This is a genomic window from Bradyrhizobium sp. TM102 (genome assembly GCF_009176685.1).
Classification (GTDB): Bacteria; Pseudomonadota; Alphaproteobacteria; order Rhizobiales; family Xanthobacteraceae; genus Bradyrhizobium; species Bradyrhizobium ottawaense.
Genome location: NZ_AP021855.1, coordinates 2,120,582 through 2,146,758, shown reverse-complemented (window position 1 = coordinate 2,146,758; position 26,177 = coordinate 2,120,582). Strand labels below are relative to the sequence as shown.

Genomic DNA, 26,177 nt, shown 5'->3' with positions numbered 1-26,177 from the left:
GTTGCTCTCTCCATCGTCATGCCCGGACTTGATCCGGGCATCCACGCCTTTCTTCTTCCCGGCCAAGACGTGGATGGCCGGGACAAGCCCTCCATGACGGGCTTGGGATCGCAGGTGCTCTCATGACCTACATTGCAAAGCCGAAATTCCATCATCCCGGCCTCAAGAAGAACGAGCTCGGCTACACGCATCGCGACTACGAGGGCAAGATCTCGACGCTGTGCGCCGGCTGCGGTCACGATTCGATCACGGCTTCGATCATCGAGGCCTGCTACGAGCTCTCGATCGAGCCGCACCGGGTGGCGAAGATCTCCGGGATCGGCTGCTCGTCGAAGACGCCGGACTATTTCCTCGGCAATTCGCACGGCTTCAACTCCGTGCACGGCCGCATGCCATCCGTGCTCACCGGCGCCAACCTCGCCAACCGCGATCTGATCTATCTCGGCGTGTCCGGCGACGGCGACAGCGCCTCGATCGGCTTCGGCCAGTTCGCGCATTCGATCCGGCGCGGCGTCAACATGACCTATATCGTCGAGAACAACGGCGTCTACGGGCTGACCAAGGGCCAGTTCTCGGCCACCGCCGACCGCGGCTCGAAGTCCAAGAAGGGCGTCACCAACACCGACAACGCCATCGACCTCGTCGCGATCGCGCTGCAGCTGGGCGCCACCTTCGTGGCGCGCAGCTTCTCCGGCGACAAGACCCAGCTGGTGCCGCTGATCGCGGCCGCGATCCGCCACAAGGGCGCGTCCTTCATCGACGTCATCAGCCCCTGCATCGCCTTCAACAACCACGCCGGCTCGACCAAGAGCTTTGATTATGTCCGCGAGCACAACGACGCCGTGAACCGGCTCGACGTGCTGGTCGGCCGCGACCCCATCGCGGTGGATTATGCGCCGGGCACGGTGCAAATGGTCGAGCAGCATGACGGCAGCAAGATCGCGCTGCGCAAGATCGACGCCGACTACGATCCGCATGACCGGCTGGGCGCCCAGACCTTCCTCGCGCGGCACGCCGCCAAGGGGCAGATCGTCACCGGTCTCCTTTACGTCGACCCCGACGCCGAAGATCTGCACGAGCATCTCAACACGGTCGAGACGCCGCTCAACACGCTGGAAGCGGACACGCTGTGCCCGGGTTCGGCCGTGCTGGACAAGATCAACGCCAGCCTGCGGTGATCATTTGCTCCGGGCCGCAGCCGGCGACCTGACGCGTATCGTGATCTTCTCCGACACGACCGGCGGTTCGAACGGATAGTGCTTGGCGTCGCCGAGCACCAGCTGCAGGGTGTGAGTCCCCGGCGCAAGGTCCAGCATGGTCTCGGTCTGCCCTGCGCCGAAATGCAGGTGCGACTTGTCCTGCGGGATCGGCTCCTTGGGATCGATGGGATCGTTGACGTCGACCAGCAGATGATGATGACCGGCATTCTGGTAATCGTCGCCGGCATGCGTCACGCCCATGTTGCGCAGCCCGAACCGGACCCAGAATCCACCGCGAACCTTCTGCCCATCGTGCGGCGTGATGAAATAGAGCTTTGCGTCCTTTGGCGCGGTCTTTCCCTGCGAGTAGGCTGCGCCCGGGTGCACTGCGATCGCCGTCGCCAATGCGACACAATGAATGATCTTCATCAAATCCACTCCAGCACTTACGGACCGAGCGCGACGCGGAATCCATGCGTGGGATAACGGACATTGGTGTCGTAACCATCGCGATTGGATGGCCTCACATATCTCGCATCGTTCTTCCACGAGCCCGAGCGCAGGACGTGCGAGCTGCAGTCCCCGCCACTCCATGCCGAGCCGTCGGTGGGCGCGCCCTGATAGGTCTTGTGCCAGCAGTCCTCGACCCATTGATCGATACCGCCACCCATGTCGTGGAGGCCGAACGGGTTCGGCTTGAAGCTGCCGACCTTCGCCGGCTGCTCGGCCGCGAGGTCACCGCAATCCTTGCATCCGGCCATGCCTGGCTGGAGCTTGTCGCCCCACCAATATTTGCTCTGCGTGCCGCCGCGCGCGGCGTATTCCCATTCGGCTTCGCTCGGAAGCCGGTAGGGCTTCTTGGTCGCCTGCGCCAGATACCCCGCATATTGCTGCGCGTCGGTCCAGCTCACATTGCTGATCGGCGCATCGTCTTTGCCGGTAGCGGTGAAGCTGCACGCCTTTGCGGCCGCGCATTCGTTCCATTCCTGCACGGTCACCGGATATTTGCCGATCGAGAACGGCTTGACCGTGACCTGGTGGACAGGACGTTCGGTCGGATCGTCATTGCTTCCCATCGCAAAGCTGCCGCCGCGAATGGCGATCATCTCGGGTTCGCGGGGCGGCGTGGCCGATGGGCTGGGCGGCGCGACCGACGGGCTGGGCGCCGGTGCCGGAGACGACGCCAATGACGGAGATGGTTGCGGCGCTTGCGTCGCCGCTTCGCGCGGCGGAGCCAGCGGGCTCGGGGAAGCGACCGGGGATGCGGCCGGCGTAGCGGCCTGCTCGCCCACTCTACCCCGCGGCTGCGCCAGCAGATACCACAGCGCGCCGGTCGCAATCACCAGCAGCGTGATGCCAAGGAGAAAGATCAGAGTATTCTCGCGCCGTCCTCGCGTCCTTCCGACGGCATCTGCGTCCGGCAGCACGCGATAGACGCGCACCGGATCCGTGATGTTCTTGACCTTGCGGTCCCCGAGCGACTCATAGCCGCACACCACCTTGTGCTTGATCTGCTCGTAGATCGCGCCCGAGATATAGACGTGACCGGGCTCGGCGATACCCTCGATACGAGTGGCGATGTTGACTCCGTCGCCATAGACATCGTCCGGCTCCACGATCACGTCACCGAGATTGACGCCGATCCGGTATTCGAGCCGGGAGTGCTTCGGAAGCGAGGCATTGCGGCCGATGAGGTTCTGCTGGATGACGATGCTGCAGCGAACGGCCTCGACAGGACTGTCGAAGATCGCGATGAAGCCATCGCCCGTCGTCTTCACCAGCGCCCCGTGATGTTCGACGATGCTGGGCTGGATGAGATCACGCTCGATCCGCTTGACGCGGACATGCGTGCCCTCCTCGTCGGCCTGCATCATGCGGCTGTAGGAGGCGATGTCACCGACGATGATGGCTGCGAGACGACGAGGCATTGAGCCGTGCGGAGGCGGCTCATCCTGACTTCCGGGTCTGAAGTTGCGAATTTCGCCCATTGCGGGGGGACTCCACAAACCTACAAAGGCAGCCCCAGCTTACGACCGCTAAAGGCGACCGTCTGTGAAGGCTATCACATTGATGAAATGGAGCAATGTCGAAGGACTCCCAGGGATCGAGTTCCGGACGGCGAAGGCGTCGCATCGGTTGAACCTTCCTCGCCCTCCCGGTGACTAACGCCGTGCCTGGAACTATCCATCCCACTCCGCGCTGCGATGATCATGCGCGACTTGCGCGCGTTGAACGCGTCGCACTTGGGCCGCGTCTAAAGCCTACAGCTCAGCTATTGCGCTCGAGGCCATCATGAAGCTCTCTCTCCTGACTGCCCTCGCCGTTGCCGCACTCATCAGCGCGGCCCACGCGGATGAGGCTGACGACATCCGCGAAGCCAGCAAGGCCGAGGCCGAGACCTTCAACACGCGGATGTATGCGGGCACCCCCGGCAACAAGGCCTATGCCTGCTTCGTCCGCCGCTACGATGCGGAGCATCTGGCGCGGCATCCGAAACAGAAGGTCGCTTCGATGAAGCTGCTGATCTCAGCCGAGTTGGACAAGGAAGACAGGGAGCTGCACAATTCCTTCCGCCTGGGCTTCAGGTACCGCCATCGCTCCGGCGATTTCGACTCCAGCGGTTCTTGTAACCACGCCGTATTCACCAAGGACGGCAACGAGGTTCGCCTCGGTTGCGGTGTCGATTGCGAGGGCGGTGGCATCGGCGTTGCGCTGTCCAAAGACGACCGATCGGCGATCGTACGGCTCGAACAGGTCCGCGTCTGGCAGAACAACAAGCCGGATGACGAGGCCGAGCAGTCGCTGGTCGGCGGTGCCGACGACCGGATTTTCCGCCTCGACCGCACCGACAACAGCGAGTGCGCTTCGCTGGTGACCGACCGCAAAGAACTCGCCGCCCTCCGCCACAAATGATGATATGTCCCCGGCGAATTCAGTCCAGTCGAGGGAGATCGCCATGAACCGGCGGAACATCTTGTGGAGCGCAATCTCGGCCCTGGGCGCGGCATTCGGTGCCTCCAGCGCGAAAGCCGCGACGGAAGCGGGCGCGGGCAACAAGCTCAAAGTGGTCTACCATCTCAGCGATGCCGAGAAGGTCAATTTCGTGCTCGGCAACATCCAGAACCACATCGACGGCGTCGACGGTCCTGATCACGTCACGATCGCGCTGGTGATCCACGGGCCGGCGCTGAAGGCATTCCACTCGGCGCAGGCCAACCCCGACATCAGCAAGCGCGTGGGCGAATTCTCCAAGGATGGCGTCGAGCTCGCCGCGTGCGGCAACACGATGAAGGCGCAGAACGTGACGCTCACCGAGCTGCTGCCGGGCTTCGTGAGCGCGGAAAAGGGCGGCGTGGTTCGTTTGGCTGAGCTGCAGTCGCAGGGGTATCTGTATCTGCGGCCGTAGGGCATTGCGGTTGCCACGAGAAAGGTGCGCCCCTTCCCCCGCTTGCGGGGGAGGGTTGGGGAGAGGGTGTCTCCGCAATGAAGAACCCCCAGAGGAGAGAACCCTCACCCGACGCTTCGCGTCGACCTCTCCCGCAAGCGAGAGAGGTAAGTCGCGCCCGCGGATGCCTTCCGCTTCAAAGCTCCCGCCGCCGCCATCATGCTTGACTTACCCATAACCCAACGGTTATGAGTTAAACCATAACTTCCCGGTTATGGATTCCCATGTCCCTCGCCCCCGACCTCCTGTTCCGGACGCTCGCCGACCCCACAAGGCGGGCGATCTTCGAGCGGCTGTGCCGCGAGGGGGAGCAGACGGTCGGGGCCCTGACCGTGAGATCCGGCGTTTCCCAGCCGGCAGTCTCAAAACATCTCGGCGCGTTGAAGCTGGCCGGCCTGGTGCGCGACCGCCATGAGGGACGGCAGACCCATTACAGCGCGCAGCCCGGCGCACTCGATCCGCTGCTCGACTGGACCAGCCAGATGACCGGATTCTGGCAGAGGCGGCTCGACGCACTCGACGATCTCCTGAAGAGGATGGACCAATGACCGAAGCCTCAAGCGAAACGCGCTCCGTCGTGATCGAGCGCGAATTCGCCTTCCCGGCCGAGCGGCTCTGGCGCGCGCTTACGCAGCCGCATCTGATCGAGGAATGGCTGATGAAGAACGACTTCAAGCCGTCAGTCGGTCATCGCTTCAATCTTCGCGGCGAATGGGGCGGCGTGCTGGACTGCGAGGTGCTCACCATCGAGCCGCAGAAGACGCTCGCCTACACCTGGAATTTCTCGCATGAGGACGCCGCGTTCGACCTCAAGAGCGTCGTCACCTTCACGCTGACTCCGACCGGCGCGGGCACGCACTTACGCGTCGAGCAGGCGGGCTTCAGCCCGACGCAGAAGCAGGCTTACGGCGGCGCGCATGCCGGCTGGAAGCAGTTCCTTGCCAAGCTGGACGAGGTGCTGGCGCGGGGGGAATAGCTCCGGCCGGCCATTTCCATTCCAATCATCTCTAGAAGGAGACCCCAGTGAGCACAGACATGCGGATTCGTCAGATCCATCGCTGGCTGTCGATGGCTTTCACGCTTGCCGTCATCGCCAACATCGTCGCCATGACCATGCAGCTCCAGGCCGTCTGGATCGGCTTCCTGGCGCTGGTCCCGCTGATCCCGCTGCTGGCGACCGGGCTCTATCTGTTCGCGCTGCCCTATCTCGGCCGCCGCGGCAACGCGTGACACGAGGCGAGACGATGAAGAAGGCAGTAGCGGCGAAGAAGACCAGCACGAAAGACGCGACTGGGCCGTCGCCCGCCAAGCTGATCGACGGCAGGATCAAGGAGCTCGGCGACTGGCGCGGCGAAATGCTGGCGCGGGTCCGCGGCCTGATCAAGCAGGCGGATCCCGAGGTCGTCGAGGAATGGAAGTGGCGCGGCGTTCCCGTCTGGGAGCACGACGGCATCATCTGCACCGGCGAGACCTACAAGGAAGTGGTGAAGATGACCTTTGCCAAGGGCGCCGCGCTGGACGACCCGGCCGCCCTGTTCAATTCCAGCCTCGAGGGCAATGTCCGGCGCGCGATCGACATTCGCGAGGGCGAGAAGATCAACGAAAAGGCGTTGAAGGCGCTGATCCGCGCGGCGGTGGAGTTGAATATGAGCAAGGTGAAGAAGCCGGCGAAGCGCTAAGGGGTAGCGAGTTCAAAGCGAGTTCGGAGCCTCTCTCCGTTCCCTCCCCCCTTGTGGGGGAGGGGCAGGGAGGGGGGTGCGACACGGGGATTCTTTCCGTCGCGCGATCGCACTCGGTGCATCATCAACGACCAGCACCTTTTGCTGGGTACCCCTCTCCCTAACCCTCCCCCACAAGGGGGGAGGGAACGCACCTCCGCCGGTGCGCTAGTTGAGGGTAACCCATCAGACGTCCGGCACAGTCAGCCGCCTCAAGCCACCGCCGCCGGGATCGGGCGCGGGCTCACGACGTATTCGCGCATGACCTTGTCGTTGGCATCGACCTCGATCAGCGCGACGTCGTAGGTCCAGAGATCGGCCAGGTGCTGCAGCACCCGCTTGGCATCGGTCTCGTTGAGCTGCGAGCCCTTGATGACGTGGTGGTGCAGGATCAGGCGGCGGTCGCCGGAGAGATCGACGTCGACGACCTCGATATTGGCGTCGATGAAGCCGACATCGTGCTGCCGCGCCAGCTCGCGGCGGACGCGGCGGAAGCCGCGCTCGTCGTGGATGGCATCGACCCGGATGCCGGCACGCTCCTCGGGATCGTCGTGCAGATGGAACATGCGGAAGTGCCGCATCAGCTTCGGGCTCAGGAACTGGGCGATGAAGCTCTCATCGCGGTAGTTGGCCCAGACGTCGCGCAGCACGCCCATCACGTCGCCCTTGCCGGCGATGTCGGGGAACCATTCGCGGTCCTCGTCCTCCGGTTTGGTGACGATGCGCTCGATGTCCTGCATCACGGCAAAGCCGAGCGCATAGGGGTTGAATCCGGAGAAGCGCGGGTCGTCGAATTCGGGCTGGAACACCACGTTGGTGTGGGATCCCAGGAATTCCAGGAAATTGCCGTCGGTGATGCGGCCCTGCTCGTGCAGCTTGGTCATGATGCGATAGTGGACGTAGGTGGCCGTCCCCTCGTTCATCACCTTGGTCTGGCTCTGCGGATAGAAATATTGCGCGATGTGGCGGACGATGCGCAGCAGCTCGCGTTGCCACGGCGCCAGCCGCGGCGCACTCTTCTCCAGGAAGTAGAGCAGGTTTTCCTGCGGCAGGCCGAGCAGCTTGCGGCGGCGCTCGATGCTGAGCGCGGACCGGCTCTTGGCCGCGCCCTTGGGGACTGTGCGCCAGAGGTCGTTGAAGACCTCCTCCTCGTGCTGGCGGCGCCGCCCTGCCCGCTTCTCCTCGGCGCGCAAGTCCAGCTTCTTCTTGCCGGGATAGCGGTCGATGCCGTGCGACATCAGCGCATGCGCGGCATCGAGCGTGCGCTCGACCTCGACGCGGCCGTAGCGCTCCTCGCATTGCATGACATACGTCTTGGCGAAGTCGAGATAATCCAGGATGCCGTCGGCGTCGGTCCACTGTTTGAACAGGTAGTTGTTCTTGAAGAAGTGGTTGTGGCCGAAAGCGGCGTGCGCGATCACGAGGGTCTGCATCGTCGCCGTGTTCTCCTCCATCAGATAGGAGATGCAGGGCGAGGAGTTGATCACGATCTCATAGGCGAGCCCCATCAGGCCCTTGCGATAGGATGCCTCATGGAAAGCGAATTGCTTGCCGAACGACCAGTGCTTGTAGAACAGCGGCATGCCGACGGAGGAGTAGGCATCCAGCATCTGCTCGGCTGTGATGACCTCGATCTGGTTCGGATAGACGTCGAGCCCGAGATCTTTCGTCGCCACCATCTCGCAGGCATCGGTGATGCGCTGCAAGGTGTGGAAATCCCAATCCGCGCCTTCGAACAATCGTTCCGTCATGGAGCGGCTTTCTCCTGGGCAGTTTCGCGGCGCTGGAACAGATCGTGGAACACCGGAAAGATCTCGCTGCGCTCGCTGACCTTGCGCATCGAGAGCGGTGCGCCGCTGTTGCGCAGGCGCTCGTAAAGGGTCCAGAGCGAGGAGTCGGAGAGATCGAAGGCACTGCCGCCGGATTCCCCGACCTCGAGATAGGCGAAGAACTGACAGACCGGCAGGATCTTGTCGGTCAGCAGGAGCCCTGTGAGCTCGCCGTCGGAATAGGAATTGTCGCCGTCGGAGGCCTGCGCGGCGTAGATGTTCCAGTCCGACGGGTTGAAGCGCTCGCGCACGATCTCGTGCATCGCCTGCAGCGCGCTCGAGACCAGCGTGCCGCCCGAGGCCGGGCCATAGAAGAAGGTCTGCTCGTCCACCTCCTCGGCGCGGTCGGTGTGACGGATGAAGACGATCTCGACGTGCTTGTAGCGGCGCTTCAGGAACACGTAGAGCAGCATGTAGAAGCGCTTGGCGAGATCCTTCATGTGCTCGGACATCGAGCCCGACACGTCCATCAGGCAGAACATCACCGCCTGCGCCACCGGCTTCGGCACCGTCTCGAAGCGGCGGTAGCGGATGTCGAGCGGATCGATGAAGGGAATCCGCTTGGACTTCGCCTTCAGCTTCTCGAGCTGGGCGAGAAGCTCCACGCGCTCGTCCTCGTCCGTACACGCGGCGAGCGCGGCTTCCAGTTCCTCGATCTCCTCCTTGCGGGGACGCTTGAGCGCGATGCGGCGGGCGAGCGCCAGCTTCACCGTCCGGCTCACCGAGATGTTGGCGGGCGAGCCCGACGTGGTGTAGCCGGCGCGCTGGATACCCTCGCTCTCGGTCTGCGCGATCTTGCGCTTGGCGAGATCCGGCAGTTCGAGATCGTCGAGGAAGAGATCGACGAACTCGTCGCGGGAGAGCACGAAGCGGAAGGCGTCCTCGCTGTCGCCTTCGCCCGGGCCGGAATTCTTGGCGCTGCCCTGGCCGGAGCGCTGCAGATAGTCGCCCTCGATGAACTTCTTGTTCCCGGGCAGCACCATGTCGCGCGTTCCGCCTTCGCGGCGGAAGCGCGGCTCGTGCATGCCGTCGAGCGGGATCGTGACCTCACCACCCTCCAGGACGTCCTTGATGTCGCGTTCCTGCGAGGTCTTCTTGACGGCGCCCTGCACCAGGGATTTGGCCCGACGCAAGAACCGCTGGCGGTTCTCAAGACTCTTGCCGCCTGGATTCAGGCGCCTGTCAATAATGTGAATGGGCACTTTACCATCCGCCTCAACCGGCCTGCTTCACACGCATGTACCATTCGACGAGCCGGCGAACCTGACGCTCGGTGTAGCCACGCTCCACCATGCGTGCGACGAACTCGCCGTGCTTCTTCTCCGTCTCGCCGTCCTTCTTCGATCCGAAAGAGATGACCGGAAGCAGGTCCTCGACTTGCGAGAATATCCTCTTTTCGATCACGTCGCGAATCTTCTCGTAGGAGGTCCAGGTCGGATTTTTGCCACCGTGCTGGGCTCGCGACCGTAACGAGAATTTGACGACCTCGTTGCGGAAGTCCTTGGGGTTGGCGATGCCCGCCGGCTTCTCGATTTTGGTCAGCTCCTGGTTCAAAAGCTCGCGATCGAGCAGCTGGCCGGTGTCGGGATCCTTGAAGTCCTGGTCCTCGATCCAGGCGTCGGCATAGTCGACGTAGCGGTCGAACAGATTCTGGCCGTAATCCGAGTAGGATTCCAGGTAGGCCTTCTGAATCTCGTTGCCGATGAACTCGGCGTAGCGCGGCGCCAGATCCGCCTTGATGAATTCGAGATAACGCTTCTCGACCTCCTCCGGCAGCTGCTCGCGGCGGATCGACTGCTCCAGCGCGTACATCAGATGCACGGCGTCGGCGGCGACCTCCTGCGGATCGTGGTTGAAGGTCGCGGCCAGGATCTTGAAGGCAAAGCGGGTGGAGACGCCGTCCATGCCCTCGTCGACGCCGGCGGCGTCGCGGTATTCCTGGACGCTGCGCGCCTTCGGATCGGATTCCTTCAGGCTCTCGCCGTCATAGACCCGCATCTTGCCGAACAGGGTGGAGTTCTCGTGCTTGCGAAGGCGCGACATCACCGAGAACCGCGCCAGCGTCTCCAGCGTCGAAGGCGCGCAAGGCGCCGACGCGAGCTCGGAGCCCTGGATCAGCTTCTCGTAGATCTTCTGCTCCTCGGTGACGCGCAGGCAGTACGGCACCTTGATGACGCAGATGCGGTCGATGAAGGCCTCGTTGTTCTTGTTGGCCTTGAAGCTCGACCACTCGGCCTCGTTGGAATGCGCGAGGATGACGCCGGTGAACGGGATCGCGCCGATGTTTTCGGTGCCGATATAGTTGCCTTCCTGCGTCGCAGTCAGCAGCGGGTGCAGCATCTTGATCGGCGCCTTGAACATCTCGACGAACTCGAGCACGCCCTGGTTGGCGCGATTGAGGCCGCCGGAATAGCTGTAGGCGTCGGGGTCGTTCTGCGCGTAGGTCTCGAGCTTGCGGATATCGACCTTGCCGACCAGCGAGGAGATGTCCTGGTTGTTCTCGTCACCGGGCTCGGTCTTGGAGATCGCAATCTGGCGCAGCCGCGACGGCTGGATTTTTGCGACACGAAACTGGGAGATATCGCCGCCGAAGGCTTCCAGCCGCTTGTAGCACCACGGGCTCATCAGGCCGGTGAGACGACGGCGCGGAATGCCGTATTTCTCTTCCAGCATCGGGCCGAGCTGATCGGGATCGAACAGGCTGAGGGGGCTCTCGAACACGGGCGAGAGTTCATCGCCGGCCTTGAGCACGTAGATCGGATGCACTTCCATCAGCGACTTCAGCCGCTCGGCGAGCGAGGATTTGCCGCCGCCGACCGGGCCGAGCAGATAGAGGATCTGCTTGCGCTCTTCGAGACCTTGCGCCGCATGGCGGAAGAAACCGACGATGCGCTCGATGGTTTCTTCCATGCCGTAGAAGCCGGCGAAGGCCGGATAGGTACGGATCGTACGGTTCAAAAAAATACGGCCAAGGCGGGTATCCTTGGCCGTGTCAATCGTCTGGGGGTCACCGATCGCCGCTAGCAGTCGCTCGGCCGCGTTCGCGTATTTCATGGGATCGCTTCGACACGATTCCAGATATTCCGCCATCGACATGTCGTGTTGGCTTCTCGCCTCGAACGACTTAGCGAAAGCGTTGAATAGAGAATCGTTGTACATGATCCCTCTCCGCGTGAGTTCCGCTACAAGCTGAAACGAAAGCAGTTGCCGGACCGTTCCTCAGGCCGTTTCGAATCAGCGTGAGCACATGACGATCATTGGACACCCGGGTGCAGACACGACGCAACGCACAACGTAGGCACTCGTTGAGTTACGAACAGGCACCTGCCCGTATTTTGTGCGAATCTCTGTCTATATTGGCTCATTTCCACAAAATGTCACTCGGTCGCAACATCCGGGCGTTACCGGGGATGAGACCATCCGGCGTTGCAGCATAGCGATCGGCGAGCGGCGATCTTATGACGCTTGTACGGCGAAGCCTTGAGCGCCGCCTTGGTTACCACCTTGGGTGCCGCGTTCATCTTCCTGCTGCAATGCGGCGCGCGGAGTGCTGGCAGCGTGACAGTCGCGGCAGGCGCGCAGCAATGTATCAAAATCGGTCGCCAGGCCGTCCGACAGGATGACGATGCGATCGTTTCGCGCGCAACGGGCCAGATCGCGGATGCCGCAGAGCTGCTGCTGCAAAGCCGGCGTCGGCGTCAGCACGATCATCTTGTGGCCGCGGCTTTCCTCAGCCGAAATCTCTGCAATCGAATCCCACGGCAGAAATTCATTGCCGATGCGCAGATCGCGGATGCCGTAGGGGGTGACGACCACGACCGCCCCCCGTTCGGCGGGCAGCATCCAGATCAGCCGGCAGGTCACCAGGCCGAACAGCACGACGCCGGCATAGCCGAGCGTCGTGTCGTAGTCGCCCAAACCGTCCCACAAGTCGAAAGCGAGGCTCGCGCTGAGCAGGGTCATCGCAAACCCCGCTGCAACCAGCAGCCGCAACTGCGTCGCGCATCGCCTGATTTCGAGATCGCGGGATGCGTCGATGGTCATGGCAGATTGCTGGCTGTCGGCGACAGCAAACGCCAGACCTTCAGGATGGGCGTGCATGCTCTTCCCCAGCATGGCCATTCGCGGCCGAACCACGATGCACCAGACGGACCGGAATCCGCTGATGGCACTCCACGCAGCCACTGGCTGACGACGAAGCGGCCGGCGTTACGCAAGGAGACCCGGCCGAACCTTCGGCCAACGACTTATTACGCAACAACCGCTACTGCCGCCCGGATCGCCATGATCGCGACGGAGTTACACTGGAGGGTATGACGCCTGTACCCTTGATTGGTTCCCTCCCGGGAGCATGTAAGCTAGAGGATAGCGCGTCAGGACCGGCGCGGAAACCCCTCGCCCGCAGGCTTGGAGATCAATAAGCATCATGAATCCCGTCAAAGAACTGGAAAAGCACGGACAAGCCGTCTGGCTGGACTTCCTGGCCCGCGGCTTCATCGCCAAGGGCGACCTGAAGCGGCTGATCGAGACCGACGGCGTCAAGGGCGTCACCTCCAACCCCTCGATCTTCGAGAAGGCGATCGGCAGCTCGGACGAATATGACGCCCCGATCGGCAAAGCGCTGAAGCGCGGCGACCGGACCGTGGCCGACCTGTTCGAGGCCGTCGCGATCGAAGACATCCAGAACGCGGCCGACGTGCTGCGCCCGGTCTATGACCGCCTCAAGGGCGGTGACGGCTATGTCAGCCTGGAGGTCTCGCCCTATCTCGCCATGGACACATCAGGCACGGTCACTGAGGCGCGCCGGCTCTGGAAGGACGTTGGCCGCAAGAACCTGATGGTGAAGGTGCCGGCGACGCCGGAGGGCCTGCCGGCGATCGAGCAGCTGATCGGCGACGGCATCAGCATCAACATCACGCTGCTGTTCTCCAAGGCGGTCTACCTCCAGGTGGCCGAAGCCTACATCGCCGGCCTCGAAAAATACGTCGCAGGCGGCGGCGATCCCTCGCATGTCGCGAGCGTGGCCAGCTTCTTCGTCAGCCGTATCGACTCCGTGGTCGACAAGCAGCTCGACGACAAGATCGCCCGCGCCAACGATCCGTCCGAGAAGGAGCGGCTCGCCGCGCTCAAGGGCAAGGTCGCGATCGCCAACGCCAAGGTCGCCTACCGGGACTACAAGCGCCTGTTCTCGGGTCCCCGCTGGGACAAGCTCGCCGCCAAGGGCGCCAAACCGCAGCGGATGCTGTGGGCCTCCACCGGCACCAAGAACAAGGATTACAGCGACGTCCTCTATGTCGAAGAATTGATCGGCCCCGACACCATCAACACCGTGCCGCCGGCAACGCTGGATGCGTTCCGCGACCATGGCAAGCCGCGCGACAGCCTGGAAGAGAACGTCGAGGACGCCTACCGAGTGCTGGAAGAGCTGGAGCGCTCCGGCGTCTCGCTCGACGCCATCACCGAAGAGCTCGTCAAGGACGGCGTCAAGCTGTTCGCGGACGCCGCCGACAAGCTCTACGGCGCCGTCGCCCACAAGCGCGCCACGGTGCTTGGGCCCGCGCTCGACCGCCAGTCTCTCTCGCTCGGCGACGGGCTCGGCAAGGCGATGGCCAAGAGCACGGAGGAATGGCGTGCATCGGCCAAGATCCGCAGGCTGTGGCAGCGCGACAAGTCGGTCTGGACCGGCACGGACGAGGACAAATGGCTCGGCTGGCTCGACAGCGCCGCCAAGGCCGACGTCGCCGATTACGAGGACTATGCCGGCCGCGTGAAGGGGCAAAAGTTCTCCGACGCCGTCGTGCTCGGCATGGGCGGATCGAGCCTCGGGCCGGAGGTGCTGGCCGAGACTTTCGGGAAAAAGCCCGGCTTCCCAAAATTGCACGTGCTGGATTCCACCGATCCGGCGCAGGTGCGGGCGATGGAGGCCCGGATCGACATCGCCAACACCGTGTTCATCGTCTCCAGCAAGTCGGGCGGCACCACCGAGCCGAACGCGATGAAGGACTATTTCCATGAGCGCGTTGCGCAAGCGCTCGGCCCGAAGGCGAAGACGGGCTTCCGCTTCATCGCGGTGACCGATCCCGGCTCATCGCTGGAGAAGGCCGCCAAGAAGCTGAACTACGCCCGCATCTTCCATGGCGAGCCCTCGATCGGCGGACGCTATTCCGTGCTGTCGCCGTTCGGCCTCGTGCCGGCGGCGACCGCCGGCATCGACGTCAAGACCTTCGTCAAGCACGCGCTCGCCATGGCGCGCTCCTGCGGACCGGACGTGCCGCCGAGCGAAAACCCGGGCGTGCAGCTTGGCCTTGCCATCGGCCTCGCCGGCCTCGAAGGCCGCGACAAGGTGACGATCCTGTCGTCGAAGAAGATCGCCGATTTCGGAGCTTGGGCCGAGCAGCTCATCGCGGAATCGACCGGCAAGGAGGGCAAGGGCCTGATCCCGATCGAGGGCGAGCCGCTGGGCGACCCTTCCGTCTACGGCAACGACCGGTTCTTCATCGACATCCGCGTCGAAGGCGAAGCGGACGCCGCCCACGACTCCAAGCTTGCCGCGATCGAGGCGGCCGGCCATCCCGTGGTGCGCATCGTGATGAAGTCGATCGACCATCTCGGCCAGGAGTTCTTCCGCTTCGAGATGGCGACCGCTGTGGCGGGCTCGGTCCTCGGCATCAACCCGTTCGACCAGCCGGACGTGGAAGCCGCCAAGATCAAGACCCGCGAGCTTACCGCGTCGTTCGAGAAGACCGGCGCGTTGCCGGAAGAGCAGCCGGTGGTCAGCACCGATGAGGCCGATCTCTACACCGACGAGGCCAACGCCACCGCGCTGCGCGCCGCCGGCGCCAACGGCGACCTCACCTCGTGGCTGAAGGCGCATCTGTCGCGCTCCGGCGACGGCGATTACGTCGCCCTGCTCGGCTATGTCGCGCGGGACAAGCTGACCATCGACGCGCTCCAGGCCATGCGGCTCGAAGTCCGTGAGAAGCGGCAGGTCGCAACCTGTGCCGAGTTCGGACCGCGCTTCCTGCACTCCACGGGGCAGGCCTACAAGGGCGGACCCGACAGCGGCGTGTTCCTCCAGATCACCGCTGATGATGCCAAGGACCTGGCGGTACCCGGCCAGAAGGCGAGCTTCGGCGTGATCAAGGCGGCGCAGGCACGCGGCGATTTCGACGTGCTCACCGAACGCGGCCGGCGCGCGCTGCGCGTCCACCTCAAGGGCGGGCTCAAGAAGGGTCTCGCGGCACTCAATGCGGCGCTCAACGACGCGCTGAACTAAGGGAATATTGCAGATGCAACTCGGCATGATCGGCCTCGGCCGGATGGGCGGCAACATCGTTCGCCGCCTGATGCGCCAGGGACATTCGACCGTGGTCTATGACAAGGACGCCAAGGCCGTCGCGGGCCTTGCCGCGGACGGTGCGGTCGGCTCCTCGACGCTCGAAGACTTCATCTCGAAGCTCGAGCGGCCGCGCACGGCCTGGGTGATGCTGCCTGCGGGGCACATCACCCAGACCACGATCGAGACCATCGCGGGCGTGATGCAGGCGGGCGACGTCATCATCGATGGCGGCAACACCTTCTGGCAGGACGATGTCCGCCGCGGCAAGGCGCTGAAGGAACGCGGCATCCACTATGTCGACGTCGGCACGTCGGGCGGCGTCTGGGGCCTCGACCGCGGCTATTGCATGATGATCGGCGGCGAGAAGCAGGTGGTCGACCGGCTCGATCCGATCTTCGCCGCGCTGGCGCCCGGCGCCGGCGACATTCCACGCACGGAAGGACGCGAGGGCCGCGATCCCCGCATCGAGCAGGGCTACATCCATGCCGGCCCGGTCGGCGCCGGCCATTTCGTCAAGATGATCCACAACGGCATCGAATACGGCCTGATGCAGGCCTATGCCGAAGGTTTCGACATCCTCAAGAACGCCAATATCGAGGCTCTCCCGGCGGATCACCGCTACGATTTCGATCTCGCCGACATCGCCGAAGTGTGGCGGCGCGGCAGCGTAATCCCGTCCTGGCTGCTCGACCTCACCTCGACGGCCCTCGCCGACAGTCCGCAGCTGACGGAATATTCCGGCTTCGTGGAAGATTCCGGCGAAGGACGCTGGACCGTGAATGCGGCGATCGACGAGGCCGTGCCGGCCGAAGTTTTGACCGCGGCGCTCTACACACGTTTCCGTTCCCGCCAGGAACACACCTTCGCCGAAAAAATTCTCTCCGCGATGCGCGCAGGTTTTGGCGGCCACAAGGAGCCGAAGCAGCCGGGCGCCGCGAAGTCCAAATAAGAGCTCAGTAAGCGTACCAAGCGAAGGCCGACAATTCGTGACAAAAGACCCGCAAGTAAAGCGCAAGCCGGAAAATTGCGCCTTCGTCATCTTTGGCGTGACCGGCGACCTCACTCATCGGCTGGTGATGCCGTCGCTCTACAATCTGGCGGCCGAGCATCTGTTGCCGGAAAAGTTCTGCGTCGTCGGCGTGGCCCGCAGGGGGCAGTCGGATGACGAACTGCGCAACAGCCTGTTGAAGGGACTGCGCCAGTTCGCGACCCGTCCCGTGGACGACGACATCGCAAAGAAGCTGCTGGAATGCGTGACCTTCGTCGAGGCCGATCCGAAGGACCCGCCGTCGTTCGATCGCCTGCGCGAGCACCTGGATTCGCTGGAATGCGCGCAGGAAACCGGCGGCAACCGACTGTTCTATCTGGCGACGCCGCCCACTGCGTTCGCACCGACGGCGCGCGAGCTCGGCCGCACCGGCATGACGAAGGAGAACGGCGCCTGGCGGCGGCTGGTGATCGAAAAGCCGTTCGGGACCGACCTCGCCTCGGCCAAGGCGCTGAACGCCGAGTTGCTGAAGATCATGGACGAGCACCAGATCTACCGGATCGATCATTATCTCGGCAAGGAGACCGTGCAGAACATCCTGGTGCTGCGCTTTGCCAACGGCATGTTCGAGCCGATCTGGAATCGCAACCACATCGACCACATCCAGATCACGGTGGAGGAGAAGCTCGGCGTCGGCCACCGCGGCGGCTTCTACGATGCCACCGGGGCGCTGCGCGACATGGTGCCGAACCATCTGTTCCAGCTGATGTCGCTGGTGGCGATGGAGCCGCCGGCGCGCTTCGACGCCCATTCCGTGCGCTCCGAGAAGGCCGAGGTGCTCACGTCGATCCAGCAGCCGAGCCGGGAGGATGCGCTGAAGAACTCGGTCCGCGCGCAATATCTCGCAGGCCGCGTCGGCGATGACGAGATCCCGGACTACCGCAAGACCCAGGACGTCAAGCCCGGGAGCAGCACCGAAACCTTCGTTGCGCTGAAGCTTATGATCGACAATTGGCGCTGGGCCGGCGTGCCCTTCTATTTACGCACCGGCAAGGCGCTGGGCCACAAGCGCACCGAGGTCGCGATCAAGTTCAAGCAGGCGCCGCTGTCGATGTTCTCAGGCACGACAGTCGATCGCCTGTCGCAGAATTTTCTCACCATCGGCATCGCACCGACCGAGACCATCGAGCTGCAGTTCAACGCCAAGATCCCCGGACCGAGCGTCACCATCGACGGCGTCGAGATGAAATTCCGCTATGGCGATTATTTTCGGGCCGATCCCTCGACCGGCTACGAGACGCTGATCTACGACTGCATGATCGGCGACAACATCCTGTTCCAGCGCGCCGACGGCATCGAGGCCGGATGGCAGGCGGTGCAGCCGTTCCTGGACGCCTGGAAAAGCGCGGGCACCAACGGCATCGAGACCTACGAAGCCGGCAGCGACGGCCCGGCCTGCGCCGACGAGCTGCTGCGGCGCGACGGACGAAGCTGGCGGAAATTTTCGTGATGGCGGCGGCCGGACCGCCGGAGCTGATCGTCGCGGCCGACGCCGGGGCGCTGGCGCAGGCCGCGGCCGAACGGGTGATGGCGCGGATCACGGCCAACCCCTCCCGCATCGCGATCTGCCTCACCGGCGGCTCCAGCCCGAAGAAGCTCTATCAATTGCTCGGCAGCGACCCCTGGCGGGGCAAGATCCCGTGGGACCGCGTGCACTGGTTCATCGGCGACGAACGCTTCGTGCCCGACAGCGATCCGCTCAACAACATGGCGGTCGCGCGCGCGACCTTTCTCGACCGCAATGCGCCTTCCGGCCATATCCACCCGATCCCGACCACGGCCGACAATCCAGACCGAAGCGCTGAGGCCTATGCGCGCGAGCTGCAGGCCTTCTACGGTTCTGAAAGTCTCGATCCGGCGCGGCCGCTGTTCGACCTGGTGCTGATGGGCGCCGGCCCCGACGGCCACACCGCCTCGCTCTTCCCGGGCTTCCCCGAAATCGAGGAGACCGAACGCTGGGTCGTCGGGGTGCCCAAGGCCAATGTCGCGCCTTTCGTGCCGCGGGTCTCGCTCACTTTGCCCGCTTTGGCGTCCTGCCGCGAAATGCTGTTCGAGATTGCCGGGCATGACAAGCAGCCGATCTTGACGCGCATCGTCAATGGCGAGACTCTGCCGGCCTTACGCGCGCGCTCGAATGGTGAGACCGTCTGGCTGGTCGACAGGGCCGCGCTTCCGGAGGACATTCGTGGCGGGCGTTGAAGCACCTTGTGCATTGATCGTGATGGGCGTGTCGGGTTCGGGCAAGAGCACGGTTGCGGAAGCGCTCGGCGAGCGGCTCGGCTGGCGCTTCGAGGACGGTGACAGCTTTCATCCCGCCAGCAACGTCGAGAAGATGCGGGCCGGCCATCCCCTCACCGACGAGGACCGCTGGCCCTGGCTCAACGCCATCGCAGACGAGATCGCACGGGTGTGCGACGAGGGCGGGCATATCATCATCGCCTGCTCGGCGCTGAAGCACACCTATCGTGACGTGCTGCTGCGTGGACGCGACGACGTCCGCTTCGTGTTCCTGAAGGGCACCAAGGAGCTGATCGCCGAACGGCTCGCGCAGCGCAGGGGTCATTTCATGCCGCCTGGGCTACTGACGAGCCAGTTCGACACGCTGGAGCCGCCGGAGGCGGGCGAGCACGTCATCACCGTCTCGATCGACGAAACCGTCGAAGCGATCGTGGACGGGATCGTACGGCAGCTGAAGCTGGGCGGGGCGAAGCGCTGAGATTTGGAAACCTGAAGGTTCTGTCATGACGCAAATCTCCCTCGTGGTCTCCGACGTCGACGGCACGCTGCTGACCAAGGACAAGACGCTGACGGAACGCGCGAGGGGTGCGGTGCAGCGGCTGCACAAGGCCGGCATCGGCTTCACCATCACCTCCAGCCGTCCCGCCATCGGCATGCGCTTCCTGATCGAGCCGCTGGCGCTCTGGCTGCCGGTCGGCCCCTTCAACGGCTCCTCGATCGTCGATCCCGAGATGCGGCCGGTCGAACAGCACCTGATCCCGGCCAGTGCGGCCGAGCGGTCCTTGCAGATCCTCCGCGAATTCGGCGCCGACATCTGGCTGTTCACCACCGACAAGTGGCTGATCGACAACCCCAGCGGTAAATACGTCGCGCACGAGCAGCATACGATCCGCTCCGATCCCACCATCGTGACGGACTTTTCGCCTTACCTGTCGAGCGCCTGCAAGATCGTCGGCGCCAGCGCCGACGCCGCCGGCCTCGAGGCTTGCGAGAAGGCGATGCAGGAGGCGCTCGGCAGCGAGGCCACCGCGGTGCGCTCGCAGACCTATTATCTCGACATCACCCCGCCGGGCTTCAACAAGGGCACATTCGTGGAGGCGATGGCCAGGCGCCTGGGCATTGCGACCGGCGCCGTCGCCACCATCGGCGACATGCAGAACGACCTTGCGATGTTCGCCGTCAGCGGCATCTCGATCGCCATGGGCAACGCCACCGACTACGTCAAGGACCAAGCGACGCACGTCACTGCGAGCAACGAGCAGGATGGCTTTGCCGAGGCGATGGAGATGATCTTGAAGTGGAATGGGGTGGGCTGAGCTTGATGTGAAGAGCCTCGACAGGCTCCTCCACTGCGGTGCGTTCCCTCCCCTCTTGTGGGGGAGAGAACGGAGAGAGCGCTACTACTTCGACCGCTGCACCGCCGGCTTGTCGCACTGTTGCCTTGCCGCCGACAGATTGTGCGCGGTGTTGATCAGCGCGATGTGGGTCAGCGCCTGCGGGAAATTGCCGGTCTGGCGCCGGGCGACTGAATCGTATTCCTCGGCCAGCAGCCCGACGTCGTTCGCGATGCCGGCCACGCGATCGAGCAAGATCTGCGCCTTGTCGAGATCGCCGGCGAGCACATGGGCATCGGCGAGCCACAGGCTGCAGGCCAGGAACGCGCCTTCGAGCGGCGGCTGCCCTGCAGGCAGCTCGCGCGGATCGTGCCGCAGCACGAAGCCGTCGCGCACCAGACATGTCTCGACCGCGGCGATGGTGCCACGGATGCGCGGGTCCGACGGCGGCAAAAAGCCCACGGCCGGCAGCAGCAGCACGCTGGCATCGAGCAATTTCGAGCCGTAGGATTCGACGAAGGCATTTTCCTCCACGTCGAACCCCCGGTTGCAGACGTCGCGATGAATGGCCTCGCGCAACGTACGCCAGTGCAGCAGCGGCGCCTTGAAGCCGAAGGTCTCGGCGCTCTTGATGCCGCGGTCGAAGGCGACCCAGGTCATCACCTTGGAGAAGACGTAGTGCCTGGGCTGGCCGCGCCGCTCCCAGATGCCGTGATCGGGCCGGTCCCAGACTTCGGCCAGATGATTGAGCACGGCACATTCCAGCGCCCATGTCGTTTCGTCGTCCAGCTTGAGCTTGGCCATGCGCGACTGGTGGAAGGCGTCGATCAATTCGCCATAGACGTCGAGCTGGAGCTGCGCATGTGCGGCATTGCCGACGCGCACCGGCTTGGCGCCCTCATAGCCCTCGAGCCAGCCCGCCTCCCATTCCAAGAGCCTCCGCTGGCCCCAGATGCCGTACATGATCTGCATGTTCGCCGGCGAGCCGGCCGCCGCGCGCAGCAGCCAATTGTGCCAAGCCAGGGCTTCCTCGGTGTATCCCGAGTTCATCAGCGCCAGCAGCGTGAAGGTGGCATCGCGCAGCCAGCAGAAGCGATAGTCCCAGTTCCTGCTGCCCCCGAGCTTTTCCGGCAGCGAGGTGGTGGGTGCCGCGACGATGCCGCCGGTCGGCGCGAAGGTCAGCGCCTTCAGCGTGATCAGCGAGCGCATGACGAGGTCTTGATAGTCGCCGTCGCGGGTGCAATGGCCGCACCAATCCTTCCAAAACTTTTCGGTGTCCTGAAGCGCGATCTCCGGATCGATCGGCGCGGGCGGCTCCAGATGCGAGGGGCCGTAGGTCAGCACGAAGGGTACCGTCTCGCCGGCCTTCACCTCGAAATCGGCAACCGTGGTCAGATCCTCGCCGCGAATCTCGACAGGCGTGCGCAGCACGGTCATATCCTGGCTGGCGATGGCCATCAGCGAATGGTCGATCCGCCGCACCCAGGGGATATCGATGCCGAAGCCGAAGCGGATGACGAGCTCCATCCGCATCTTCACCGCGCCGCTGACGCCGCGGACCAGCCGCACGATGTCGGACGCCTTGCCGCGCGGCGGCATGAAATCGATCAGCGCGACGGTGCCGCTCTTCGTCTCGAAACGCGTTTCGAGGATGAGAGTGTTGCCGAGATAGCGGCGTGAGATGCTGGTGACGTCCTCGGCCGGCGTAACCAGCCAGCGGCCGTTCTTATCGCTGCCGAGGATGGCGGCAAAGCAGGCATCGGAATCGAAGGCGGGCCAGCACAGCCAGTCGATCGAGCCGTTGCGCCCGACCAGCGCCGCGGTCTCGCAATCACCGATCAGCGCATAGTCCTCGATCCTCTGAGACAACGTCGTGCGAGCCTTGAAAACAGCCCCTCGGAAGCCCTTACGCCGTCAACTCCCGCCATTCAACGAACGTTCCCGCGTCGCTGCTCGCAAGGCCGTGAGATCGACCTTCGCGGCGATCTTGTCGAGCGCGACAGGAAGGCGCTGGCGCCAGTTCGGATGTTCGTCGATCGTGCCGGGAATGTTGGGCTGGTCGATCACGCCGAGCAGATCCTCCATGGAGACCGCGAGCAGCCGCGACGGCGTGCGCGACAGGAAGGCGAGCACCGAATAGAGGTCGTTGGCACGAATGCCGTTCTGGCGCAGGATCTCGTCGAGCCTGCCGAGCGCATCCCAGCGCGCCTGGTCGTTCTCGCCGGGATCGAGCCCGAGCGAGCGCTTCATCTTCAGGTCGCCGAAGGAGCGCCAGCCGGCATAGGTCGACAGGTCATGCGTGTTCAGCGTGACCAGCGCGTTGGGCCGGTAATGGTCGACATTGCGGAAATGGCCGGCATCGTCGCGCTCGAACATCATGACGAGATAGGACCAGATGCCGAAATCCTGCATGGTCTCGCGAAAACCTTCCGGCACGGTGCCGAGGTCCTCGCCGATCACGATGCATTTGTGGGCCGCGCTCTCGCGCGCCACGGCGCCAAGCAGCGCCTCGAACGGCATCTGCACATAGGCGCCGTTATCCGGCTTGAAGCCGCGGGGCACGAGATAAAGCCGCTTCAGGCCCAGCACGTGATCAAGCCTGATCGCGCCGGCATGGCGCATCGAGGCCGCCAGCATGTCGGCGAACGGCACGAAGGATTGCGCTTCCAGGCCGCCGGCGTTGAAGCCGGCAAGGCCCCAGTCCTGGCCGATGGTGTTGAGCACGTCGGGCGGCGCGCCGACGGCGAGATGACGGGAGATCGCCATCTGCTCGTTCCAGGCATCGAAGCCGTTGGACTGCACGCCGACGGCGACGTCGAGATAGAGCCCGACGCGCATGCCGAGCTGGCTGGCAAGCTCCTTGGCAGCATGCAGCTGGCTATCTGCGGTCCATTGCACGAATTCGACGAACTCGACCTCGCGCTTGTCAGGCCCATTGCGCAAGCTGGCGCATTTCGCCTCGTCCGGTTGCTGCCATTCAACCGGCCATTCCCACCATGGCGCGGTGAAACGATGGCGCAGCACCTCGAAGCAGGCGAAGCGGGACAATAGCGGCGCGCGGGCGGCGCGGAAGGCGTCGAACGCCTTGCGGCGCGCCGCGCTTGCCGTCGTCACGAAGCTGTCAAAGGCGGCGCGCAGGCCCAGCCATTTCAACGCCGCCATGTCGGCATAGGGGACGCGATCGCCTTGGCGCAGACGGGCCGCGGTCGCGGCCGCGTCGGGCACGAGGTCTGCGGAGAATTCGGGAATGGCTTCGACGTCGATATAGAGCGGATTGAGGAACAGCCGGCTATTCGGCGAGTAGGGACTGCAATCGGCCGGGTGGTCGTCGAACAGGACATGCAACGGATTGAGTCCGACACCGTCAGCCCCCAGCTGCTTTGCGAGCCGGACGAGATCGGCGAGATCGGTGAAATCGCCGATGCCCCAATTGCGGTCCGAACGGACGCTGTAGAGCTGCACGGCAAGCAGCCAGCCGCGATCGAAATCGCCGCCGAAGGCGCGCTCGGGCGCCACGATCATCGGCACCTCTTCCGTCACACCTTCGGCATCGGTCAGTGTCAACCGGTGATAGCCGAGCGGCAGGCCGGCAGGCCAGGCGATCACGGGCTCGCGCGTCTCGCCCTCGGCGGTCACCTCCCCCTTTGTGGCCAATTTCCACTTCAGCGGCGGCGCGCCGATCGTCGCCAATTCGGTGCGCGGATGCCCCAAGGCGCGGACCACGACCGGCCCGCTGACGAAGCGGTAAACCCGCTTCTCCGGCAGGGCATCGAGAATGGATTTGAGGGCCACGGGATCGGTGACCCGCAGCTTTCCGAGGGCGTCGATGAATTCGGATTGAACGCCCTTGATCCGGGCTTGAGCTAAAAGATCCATTCGGCACGCAGCTTGCAGGCCACCCTTTTGCCGGGGGCATCGATTTTAACGAGACGGTGGAAGACGTTAGTCAGCCCTAACTCGCGGACCGCGCTACCCGTTCCCGAGGGAACTAATGACACACAACCGGCTTTCTATATAGGTACCAAGCGTAGGTTCCCGACAAGGGAAACGGGCTCCTGCTTTCTTGTCAATGGCATCACCGTGAACAAGACAATTCAAACTGTCGAAAGTGCCGCAGCCGGCAGCGCTTTCCTGATCGAGGACGTCTATCCCGCAATCGACGCCGGCCGCTTCGCGGTGAAGCGGATCGCGGGTGAGCGCATGGAGGTGTGGGCCGATGTCTACCGCGATGGCGATGCCGTGGTCGGGGCCGCGCTGATCTGGCGCCGCGAGCAGGACCGCGACTGGAAGCGCGAGCCGATGGACCATCGGGGCAATGACCGCTGGTCCGGCGGATTCACACCCGTTGAGCCCGGCCAACATGTCTACGCGATCGAGGCCTGGACCGACGAGTTCGCCACCTGGTCGCACGGAGTCGCGCGCAAGCAGCGAATGGGTGCCGATGTCAGCCTCGATGCGATCGAGGGGGCCGGGCTCCTGACCAAGGCGCATGGCGCGCGACAGGACGCGGCGGCGGTCATCGTCAGACAGTGCGAGGATTATCTTCAGACCGGCGACGTCGCCTCGCTGCTTGCGGCCGAGCTCGGCAATGCCATGGCAGAGAGCCAGTCCCGGCCAGACCTGACCCGCTCGCAGCCTTTCCCGCTGACCGTCGACCGCGACAAGGCGCGCTTCGGCGCCTGGTATCAGATGATGCCGCGCAGCCAGAGCCAGGTCGCCGGCCAGCACGGGACGCTGCGCGACTGCATCGCCCGCGTGCCCGATATCGCCGCGATGGGTTTTGACGTGCTCTATTTGACGCCGATCCAGCCGATCGGCCGCAGCCGTCGCAAGGGCCGCAACAATGCGCCGGTGGCAACCGACGGCGAGCCCGGCTCGCCCTACGCGATCGGAGCCGCCGAGGGCGGCCACGATGCGCTGCATCCCGATCTCGGCACCATCGAGGATTTCCGCGCGCTGGTTGCGACCTGCCTGGAATACGGTCTCGAGCTCGCGCTCGATTTCGCCGTGCAATGCTCGCCCGACCATCCCTGGCTGACGCTGCATCCGGAATGGTTCAAATGGCGGCCGGACCGCTCGGTGCGGACCGCGGATGGACCCTATTCGGACATCGTGATCCCCGATTTCGACTCCGTCGACAGGGCCGGGCTGTGGAACGGGTTTCGCGATGCCATGCTGTTCTGGATCGACCAAGGCGTCACCATCTTCGCCATCGACAACCACGACACCGCGCCGCTTGCATTCTGGGACTGGCTGATCCGCGACATCCGCCGCCGGCATCCCGAGGTGATCCTGTTCTCCAAGACGTTTGCCCGGCCGAAGCTGATGAAAGGCCTCGCCAAGCTCGGCTTTGCGCAGTCCTTCACCTACTTCCCCTGGCGCACGACAAAGTGGGAGCTGGAGCAATATCTCGGCGAGCTGACGCGCTATCCCGAGCGCGACTTCTATCGCCCGAACCTGTTCGTCAACACGCCCGACCTGCTGCCCTATCATCTCCAGGGCGGAGAGGCCTGGGCGTTCAAGTCGCGCGTTGCGCTGGCGGCGACATTGTCGGGCAGCTACGGCGTTTACAGCGGCTTCGAGCTGCTGGAACACGAGGCGATGCCCGGCCGCGAGGAATATCTGGATTCCGAGAAATACCAGCTCCGGCAACGCGACTGGGACCGGCCCGGCAACATCAAGTCCTACATTGCCGGTCTCAACCGCATCCGCAACGACAATGCCGCGCTCCAGCAAACGGCAAATTTGCGGTTTCTCGGCATTGAGGACGGCGAGACGATCGCCTTCGTCAAAGAGGCGGCCGAGCCGGCCAACACCGTCGTCATCGTGATCGCGCTTTCGGGCCATTTGCGCGAGTGCTGGCTGCCGCTCGGCGACGTCACCGTTGACGCCGGCGGGCAGCGGCACCATGTGACGACACTCGAAAACCTTCTCACCGGCGAACAGTCCCGCATCGAATGGGGCGGGATCAGGTTGCGTATCGATCCCGACCGCGATCCGGCGCTCTTGTTCCGCTGCCTGGCGTAA

Annotated in this window: 22 protein-coding genes; 14 read left to right on the top strand and 8 right to left on the bottom strand. The window is 64.2% G+C overall.

Annotated features, from left to right (window positions below; translation table 11 throughout):
• Window positions 1–122: 122 nt before the first annotated feature.
• Window positions 123–1,178 carry a 2-oxoacid:ferredoxin oxidoreductase subunit beta gene (locus GDN70_RS10095; protein WP_018318541.1) on the top strand — a complete coding sequence of 352 codons (1,056 nt, stop codon included), beginning with the start codon at window positions 123–125 and terminating at the stop codon, window positions 1,176–1,178.
• On the opposite strand, the gene GDN70_RS10090 is transcribed toward GDN70_RS10095, so the two are convergent.
• Both GDN70_RS10090 and GDN70_RS10085 read right to left on the bottom strand, forming a co-directional pair.
• Window positions 1,179–1,628, bottom strand: coding sequence for a DUF4399 domain-containing protein (locus tag GDN70_RS10090; protein ID WP_028145654.1), 450 nt, complete (start codon window positions 1,626–1,628; stop codon window positions 1,179–1,181).
• Window positions 1,629–1,645: 17 nt separating this feature from the next.
• Entirely contained in the window at window positions 1,646–3,187 is a 1,542-nt protein-coding gene (locus GDN70_RS10085; RefSeq protein WP_038970785.1) for an SUMF1/EgtB/PvdO family nonheme iron enzyme, read from the bottom strand.
• Between the two features lie 304 nt (window positions 3,188–3,491).
• Here GDN70_RS10085 and GDN70_RS10080 point away from each other — a divergent pair, with 304 nt between their 5' ends.
• From GDN70_RS10080 to GDN70_RS10050, 6 genes are all read left to right on the top strand, one after another.
• Window positions 3,492–4,112, top strand: coding sequence for a hypothetical protein (locus GDN70_RS10080; RefSeq protein WP_038950961.1), 621 nt, complete (start codon window positions 3,492–3,494; stop codon window positions 4,110–4,112).
• 43 nt (window positions 4,113–4,155) lie between these two features.
• Complete coding sequence (locus GDN70_RS10075; RefSeq protein ID WP_028145657.1) at window positions 4,156–4,605, top strand: DsrE family protein; 450 nt, start codon at window positions 4,156–4,158, stop codon at window positions 4,603–4,605.
• Window positions 4,606–4,868: 263 nt separating this feature from the next.
• Window positions 4,869–5,192 carry a helix-turn-helix transcriptional regulator gene (locus GDN70_RS10065; RefSeq protein ID WP_028145658.1) on the top strand — a complete coding sequence of 108 codons (324 nt, stop codon included), beginning with the start codon at window positions 4,869–4,871 and terminating at the stop codon, window positions 5,190–5,192.
• Window positions 5,189–5,620 carry an SRPBCC domain-containing protein gene (locus GDN70_RS10060; RefSeq protein WP_028145659.1) on the top strand — a complete coding sequence of 144 codons (432 nt, stop codon included), beginning with the start codon at window positions 5,189–5,191 and terminating at the stop codon, window positions 5,618–5,620. The genes GDN70_RS10065 and GDN70_RS10060 overlap by 4 nt, the downstream gene beginning before the upstream one ends.
• 59 nt (window positions 5,621–5,679) lie before the next feature.
• Window positions 5,680–5,874: a hypothetical protein gene (locus GDN70_RS10055; RefSeq protein ID WP_085967818.1), complete on the top strand. Its 195-nt coding sequence runs from the start codon at window positions 5,680–5,682 to the stop codon at window positions 5,872–5,874.
• Between the two features lie 14 nt (window positions 5,875–5,888).
• Window positions 5,889–6,323, top strand: a complete 435-nt coding sequence (locus GDN70_RS10050) for a DUF1801 domain-containing protein (protein WP_038950962.1) — start codon at window positions 5,889–5,891, stop codon at window positions 6,321–6,323.
• Between the two features lie 251 nt (window positions 6,324–6,574).
• Here the strand turns inward: GDN70_RS10050 and GDN70_RS10045 are convergent, their stop codons facing one another.
• From GDN70_RS10045 to GDN70_RS10030, 4 genes are all read right to left on the bottom strand, one after another.
• Complete coding sequence (locus GDN70_RS10045) at window positions 6,575–8,113, bottom strand: SpoVR family protein (RefSeq protein WP_028145662.1); 1,539 nt, start codon at window positions 8,111–8,113, stop codon at window positions 6,575–6,577.
• Complete coding sequence (locus tag GDN70_RS10040; protein WP_173015941.1) at window positions 8,110–9,387, bottom strand: YeaH/YhbH family protein; 1,278 nt, start codon at window positions 9,385–9,387, stop codon at window positions 8,110–8,112. Before GDN70_RS10040 ends, GDN70_RS10045 begins: the two co-directional genes overlap by 4 nt.
• A 19-nt stretch (window positions 9,388–9,406) precedes the next feature.
• Complete coding sequence (locus tag GDN70_RS10035) at window positions 9,407–11,350, bottom strand: PrkA family serine protein kinase (protein WP_028145664.1); 1,944 nt, start codon at window positions 11,348–11,350, stop codon at window positions 9,407–9,409.
• Window positions 11,351–11,647: 297 nt separating this feature from the next.
• Window positions 11,648–12,313 (bottom strand): STM3941 family protein, encoded by a 666-nt coding sequence (locus GDN70_RS10030; protein WP_028145665.1) that lies wholly within the window; start codon window positions 12,311–12,313, stop codon window positions 11,648–11,650.
• A gap of 304 nt (window positions 12,314–12,617) precedes the next feature.
• Between GDN70_RS10030 and GDN70_RS10025 the strand changes: the two genes are divergently transcribed.
• The 6 genes from GDN70_RS10025 to GDN70_RS10000 are packed head-to-tail and all read left to right on the top strand — an operon-like array spanning window position 12,618 to window position 20,132.
• Entirely contained in the window at window positions 12,618–15,467 is a 2,850-nt protein-coding gene (locus GDN70_RS10025) for a bifunctional transaldolase/phosoglucose isomerase (protein ID WP_038950965.1), read from the top strand.
• Between the two features lie 13 nt (window positions 15,468–15,480).
• Window positions 15,481–16,479: a phosphogluconate dehydrogenase (NAD(+)-dependent, decarboxylating) gene (gene gnd / locus GDN70_RS10020; protein WP_028145667.1), complete on the top strand. Its 999-nt coding sequence runs from the start codon at window positions 15,481–15,483 to the stop codon at window positions 16,477–16,479.
• A 37-nt stretch (window positions 16,480–16,516) separates the two neighbouring features.
• Window positions 16,517–18,028, top strand: coding sequence for a glucose-6-phosphate dehydrogenase (zwf, locus tag GDN70_RS10015; protein ID WP_028145668.1), 1,512 nt, complete (start codon window positions 16,517–16,519; stop codon window positions 18,026–18,028).
• Window positions 18,028–18,777, top strand: coding sequence for a 6-phosphogluconolactonase (gene pgl / locus GDN70_RS10010; protein WP_038950966.1), 750 nt, complete (start codon window positions 18,028–18,030; stop codon window positions 18,775–18,777). The genes zwf and pgl overlap by 1 nt, the downstream gene beginning before the upstream one ends.
• On the top strand, window positions 18,764–19,294 hold the full coding sequence (locus GDN70_RS10005; protein WP_038970791.1) for a gluconokinase: 531 nt from the start codon (window positions 18,764–18,766) through the stop codon (window positions 19,292–19,294). Before pgl ends, GDN70_RS10005 begins: the two co-directional genes overlap by 14 nt.
• 25 nt (window positions 19,295–19,319) lie before the next feature.
• A complete protein-coding gene (locus tag GDN70_RS10000) occupies window positions 19,320–20,132 on the top strand; it encodes a Cof-type HAD-IIB family hydrolase (protein ID WP_028145671.1) in 813 nt (270 codons plus the stop codon).
• 84 nt (window positions 20,133–20,216) lie between these two features.
• Here GDN70_RS10000 and GDN70_RS09995 read toward each other — a convergent pair whose 3' ends face one another.
• Both GDN70_RS09995 and malQ read right to left on the bottom strand, forming a co-directional pair.
• Window positions 20,217–22,019, bottom strand: a complete 1,803-nt coding sequence (locus GDN70_RS09995) for a glycoside hydrolase family 15 protein (protein ID WP_152102461.1) — start codon at window positions 22,017–22,019, stop codon at window positions 20,217–20,219.
• Window positions 22,020–22,064: 45 nt separating this feature from the next.
• Window positions 22,065–24,026 carry a 4-alpha-glucanotransferase gene (malQ, locus tag GDN70_RS09990; protein ID WP_038950969.1) on the bottom strand — a complete coding sequence of 654 codons (1,962 nt, stop codon included), beginning with the start codon at window positions 24,024–24,026 and terminating at the stop codon, window positions 22,065–22,067.
• A gap of 204 nt (window positions 24,027–24,230) precedes the next feature.
• Between malQ and GDN70_RS09985 the strand changes: the two genes are divergently transcribed.
• Window positions 24,231–26,177 carry a maltotransferase domain-containing protein gene (locus GDN70_RS09985; RefSeq protein WP_152102460.1) on the top strand — a complete coding sequence of 649 codons (1,947 nt, stop codon included), beginning with the start codon at window positions 24,231–24,233 and terminating at the stop codon, window positions 26,175–26,177.

What these genes read in the sequence shown, in the direction of transcription:
- GDN70_RS10095 (WP_018318541.1), top strand. Translation starts at nt 123, where the DNA reads ATGACCTACATTGCAAAGCCGAAATTCCATCATCCCGGCCTCAAGAAG.
- GDN70_RS10090 (WP_028145654.1), bottom strand. Translation starts at nt 1,628, where the DNA reads ATGAAGATCATTCATTGTGTCGCATTGGCGACGGCGATCGCAGTGCAC.
- GDN70_RS10085 (WP_038970785.1), bottom strand. Translation starts at nt 3,187, where the DNA reads ATGGGCGAAATTCGCAACTTCAGACCCGGAAGTCAGGATGAGCCGCCT.
- GDN70_RS10080 (WP_038950961.1), top strand. Translation starts at nt 3,492, where the DNA reads ATGAAGCTCTCTCTCCTGACTGCCCTCGCCGTTGCCGCACTCATCAGC.
- GDN70_RS10075 (WP_028145657.1), top strand. Translation starts at nt 4,156, where the DNA reads ATGAACCGGCGGAACATCTTGTGGAGCGCAATCTCGGCCCTGGGCGCG.
- GDN70_RS10065 (WP_028145658.1), top strand. Translation starts at nt 4,869, where the DNA reads ATGTCCCTCGCCCCCGACCTCCTGTTCCGGACGCTCGCCGACCCCACA.
- GDN70_RS10060 (WP_028145659.1), top strand. Translation starts at nt 5,189, where the DNA reads ATGACCGAAGCCTCAAGCGAAACGCGCTCCGTCGTGATCGAGCGCGAA.
- GDN70_RS10055 (WP_085967818.1), top strand. Translation starts at nt 5,680, where the DNA reads ATGCGGATTCGTCAGATCCATCGCTGGCTGTCGATGGCTTTCACGCTT.
- GDN70_RS10050 (WP_038950962.1), top strand. Translation starts at nt 5,889, where the DNA reads ATGAAGAAGGCAGTAGCGGCGAAGAAGACCAGCACGAAAGACGCGACT.
- GDN70_RS10045 (WP_028145662.1), bottom strand. Translation starts at nt 8,113, where the DNA reads ATGACGGAACGATTGTTCGAAGGCGCGGATTGGGATTTCCACACCTTG.
- GDN70_RS10035 (WP_028145664.1), bottom strand. Translation starts at nt 11,350, where the DNA reads ATGTACAACGATTCTCTATTCAACGCTTTCGCTAAGTCGTTCGAGGCG.
- GDN70_RS10030 (WP_028145665.1), bottom strand. Translation starts at nt 12,313, where the DNA reads ATGGCCATGCTGGGGAAGAGCATGCACGCCCATCCTGAAGGTCTGGCG.
- GDN70_RS10025 (WP_038950965.1), top strand. Translation starts at nt 12,618, where the DNA reads ATGAATCCCGTCAAAGAACTGGAAAAGCACGGACAAGCCGTCTGGCTG.
- gnd (WP_028145667.1), top strand. Translation starts at nt 15,481, where the DNA reads ATGCAACTCGGCATGATCGGCCTCGGCCGGATGGGCGGCAACATCGTT.
- pgl (WP_038950966.1), top strand. Translation starts at nt 18,028, where the DNA reads ATGGCGGCGGCCGGACCGCCGGAGCTGATCGTCGCGGCCGACGCCGGG.
- GDN70_RS10000 (WP_028145671.1), top strand. Translation starts at nt 19,320, where the DNA reads ATGACGCAAATCTCCCTCGTGGTCTCCGACGTCGACGGCACGCTGCTG.
- malQ (WP_038950969.1), bottom strand. Translation starts at nt 24,026, where the DNA reads ATGGATCTTTTAGCTCAAGCCCGGATCAAGGGCGTTCAATCCGAATTC.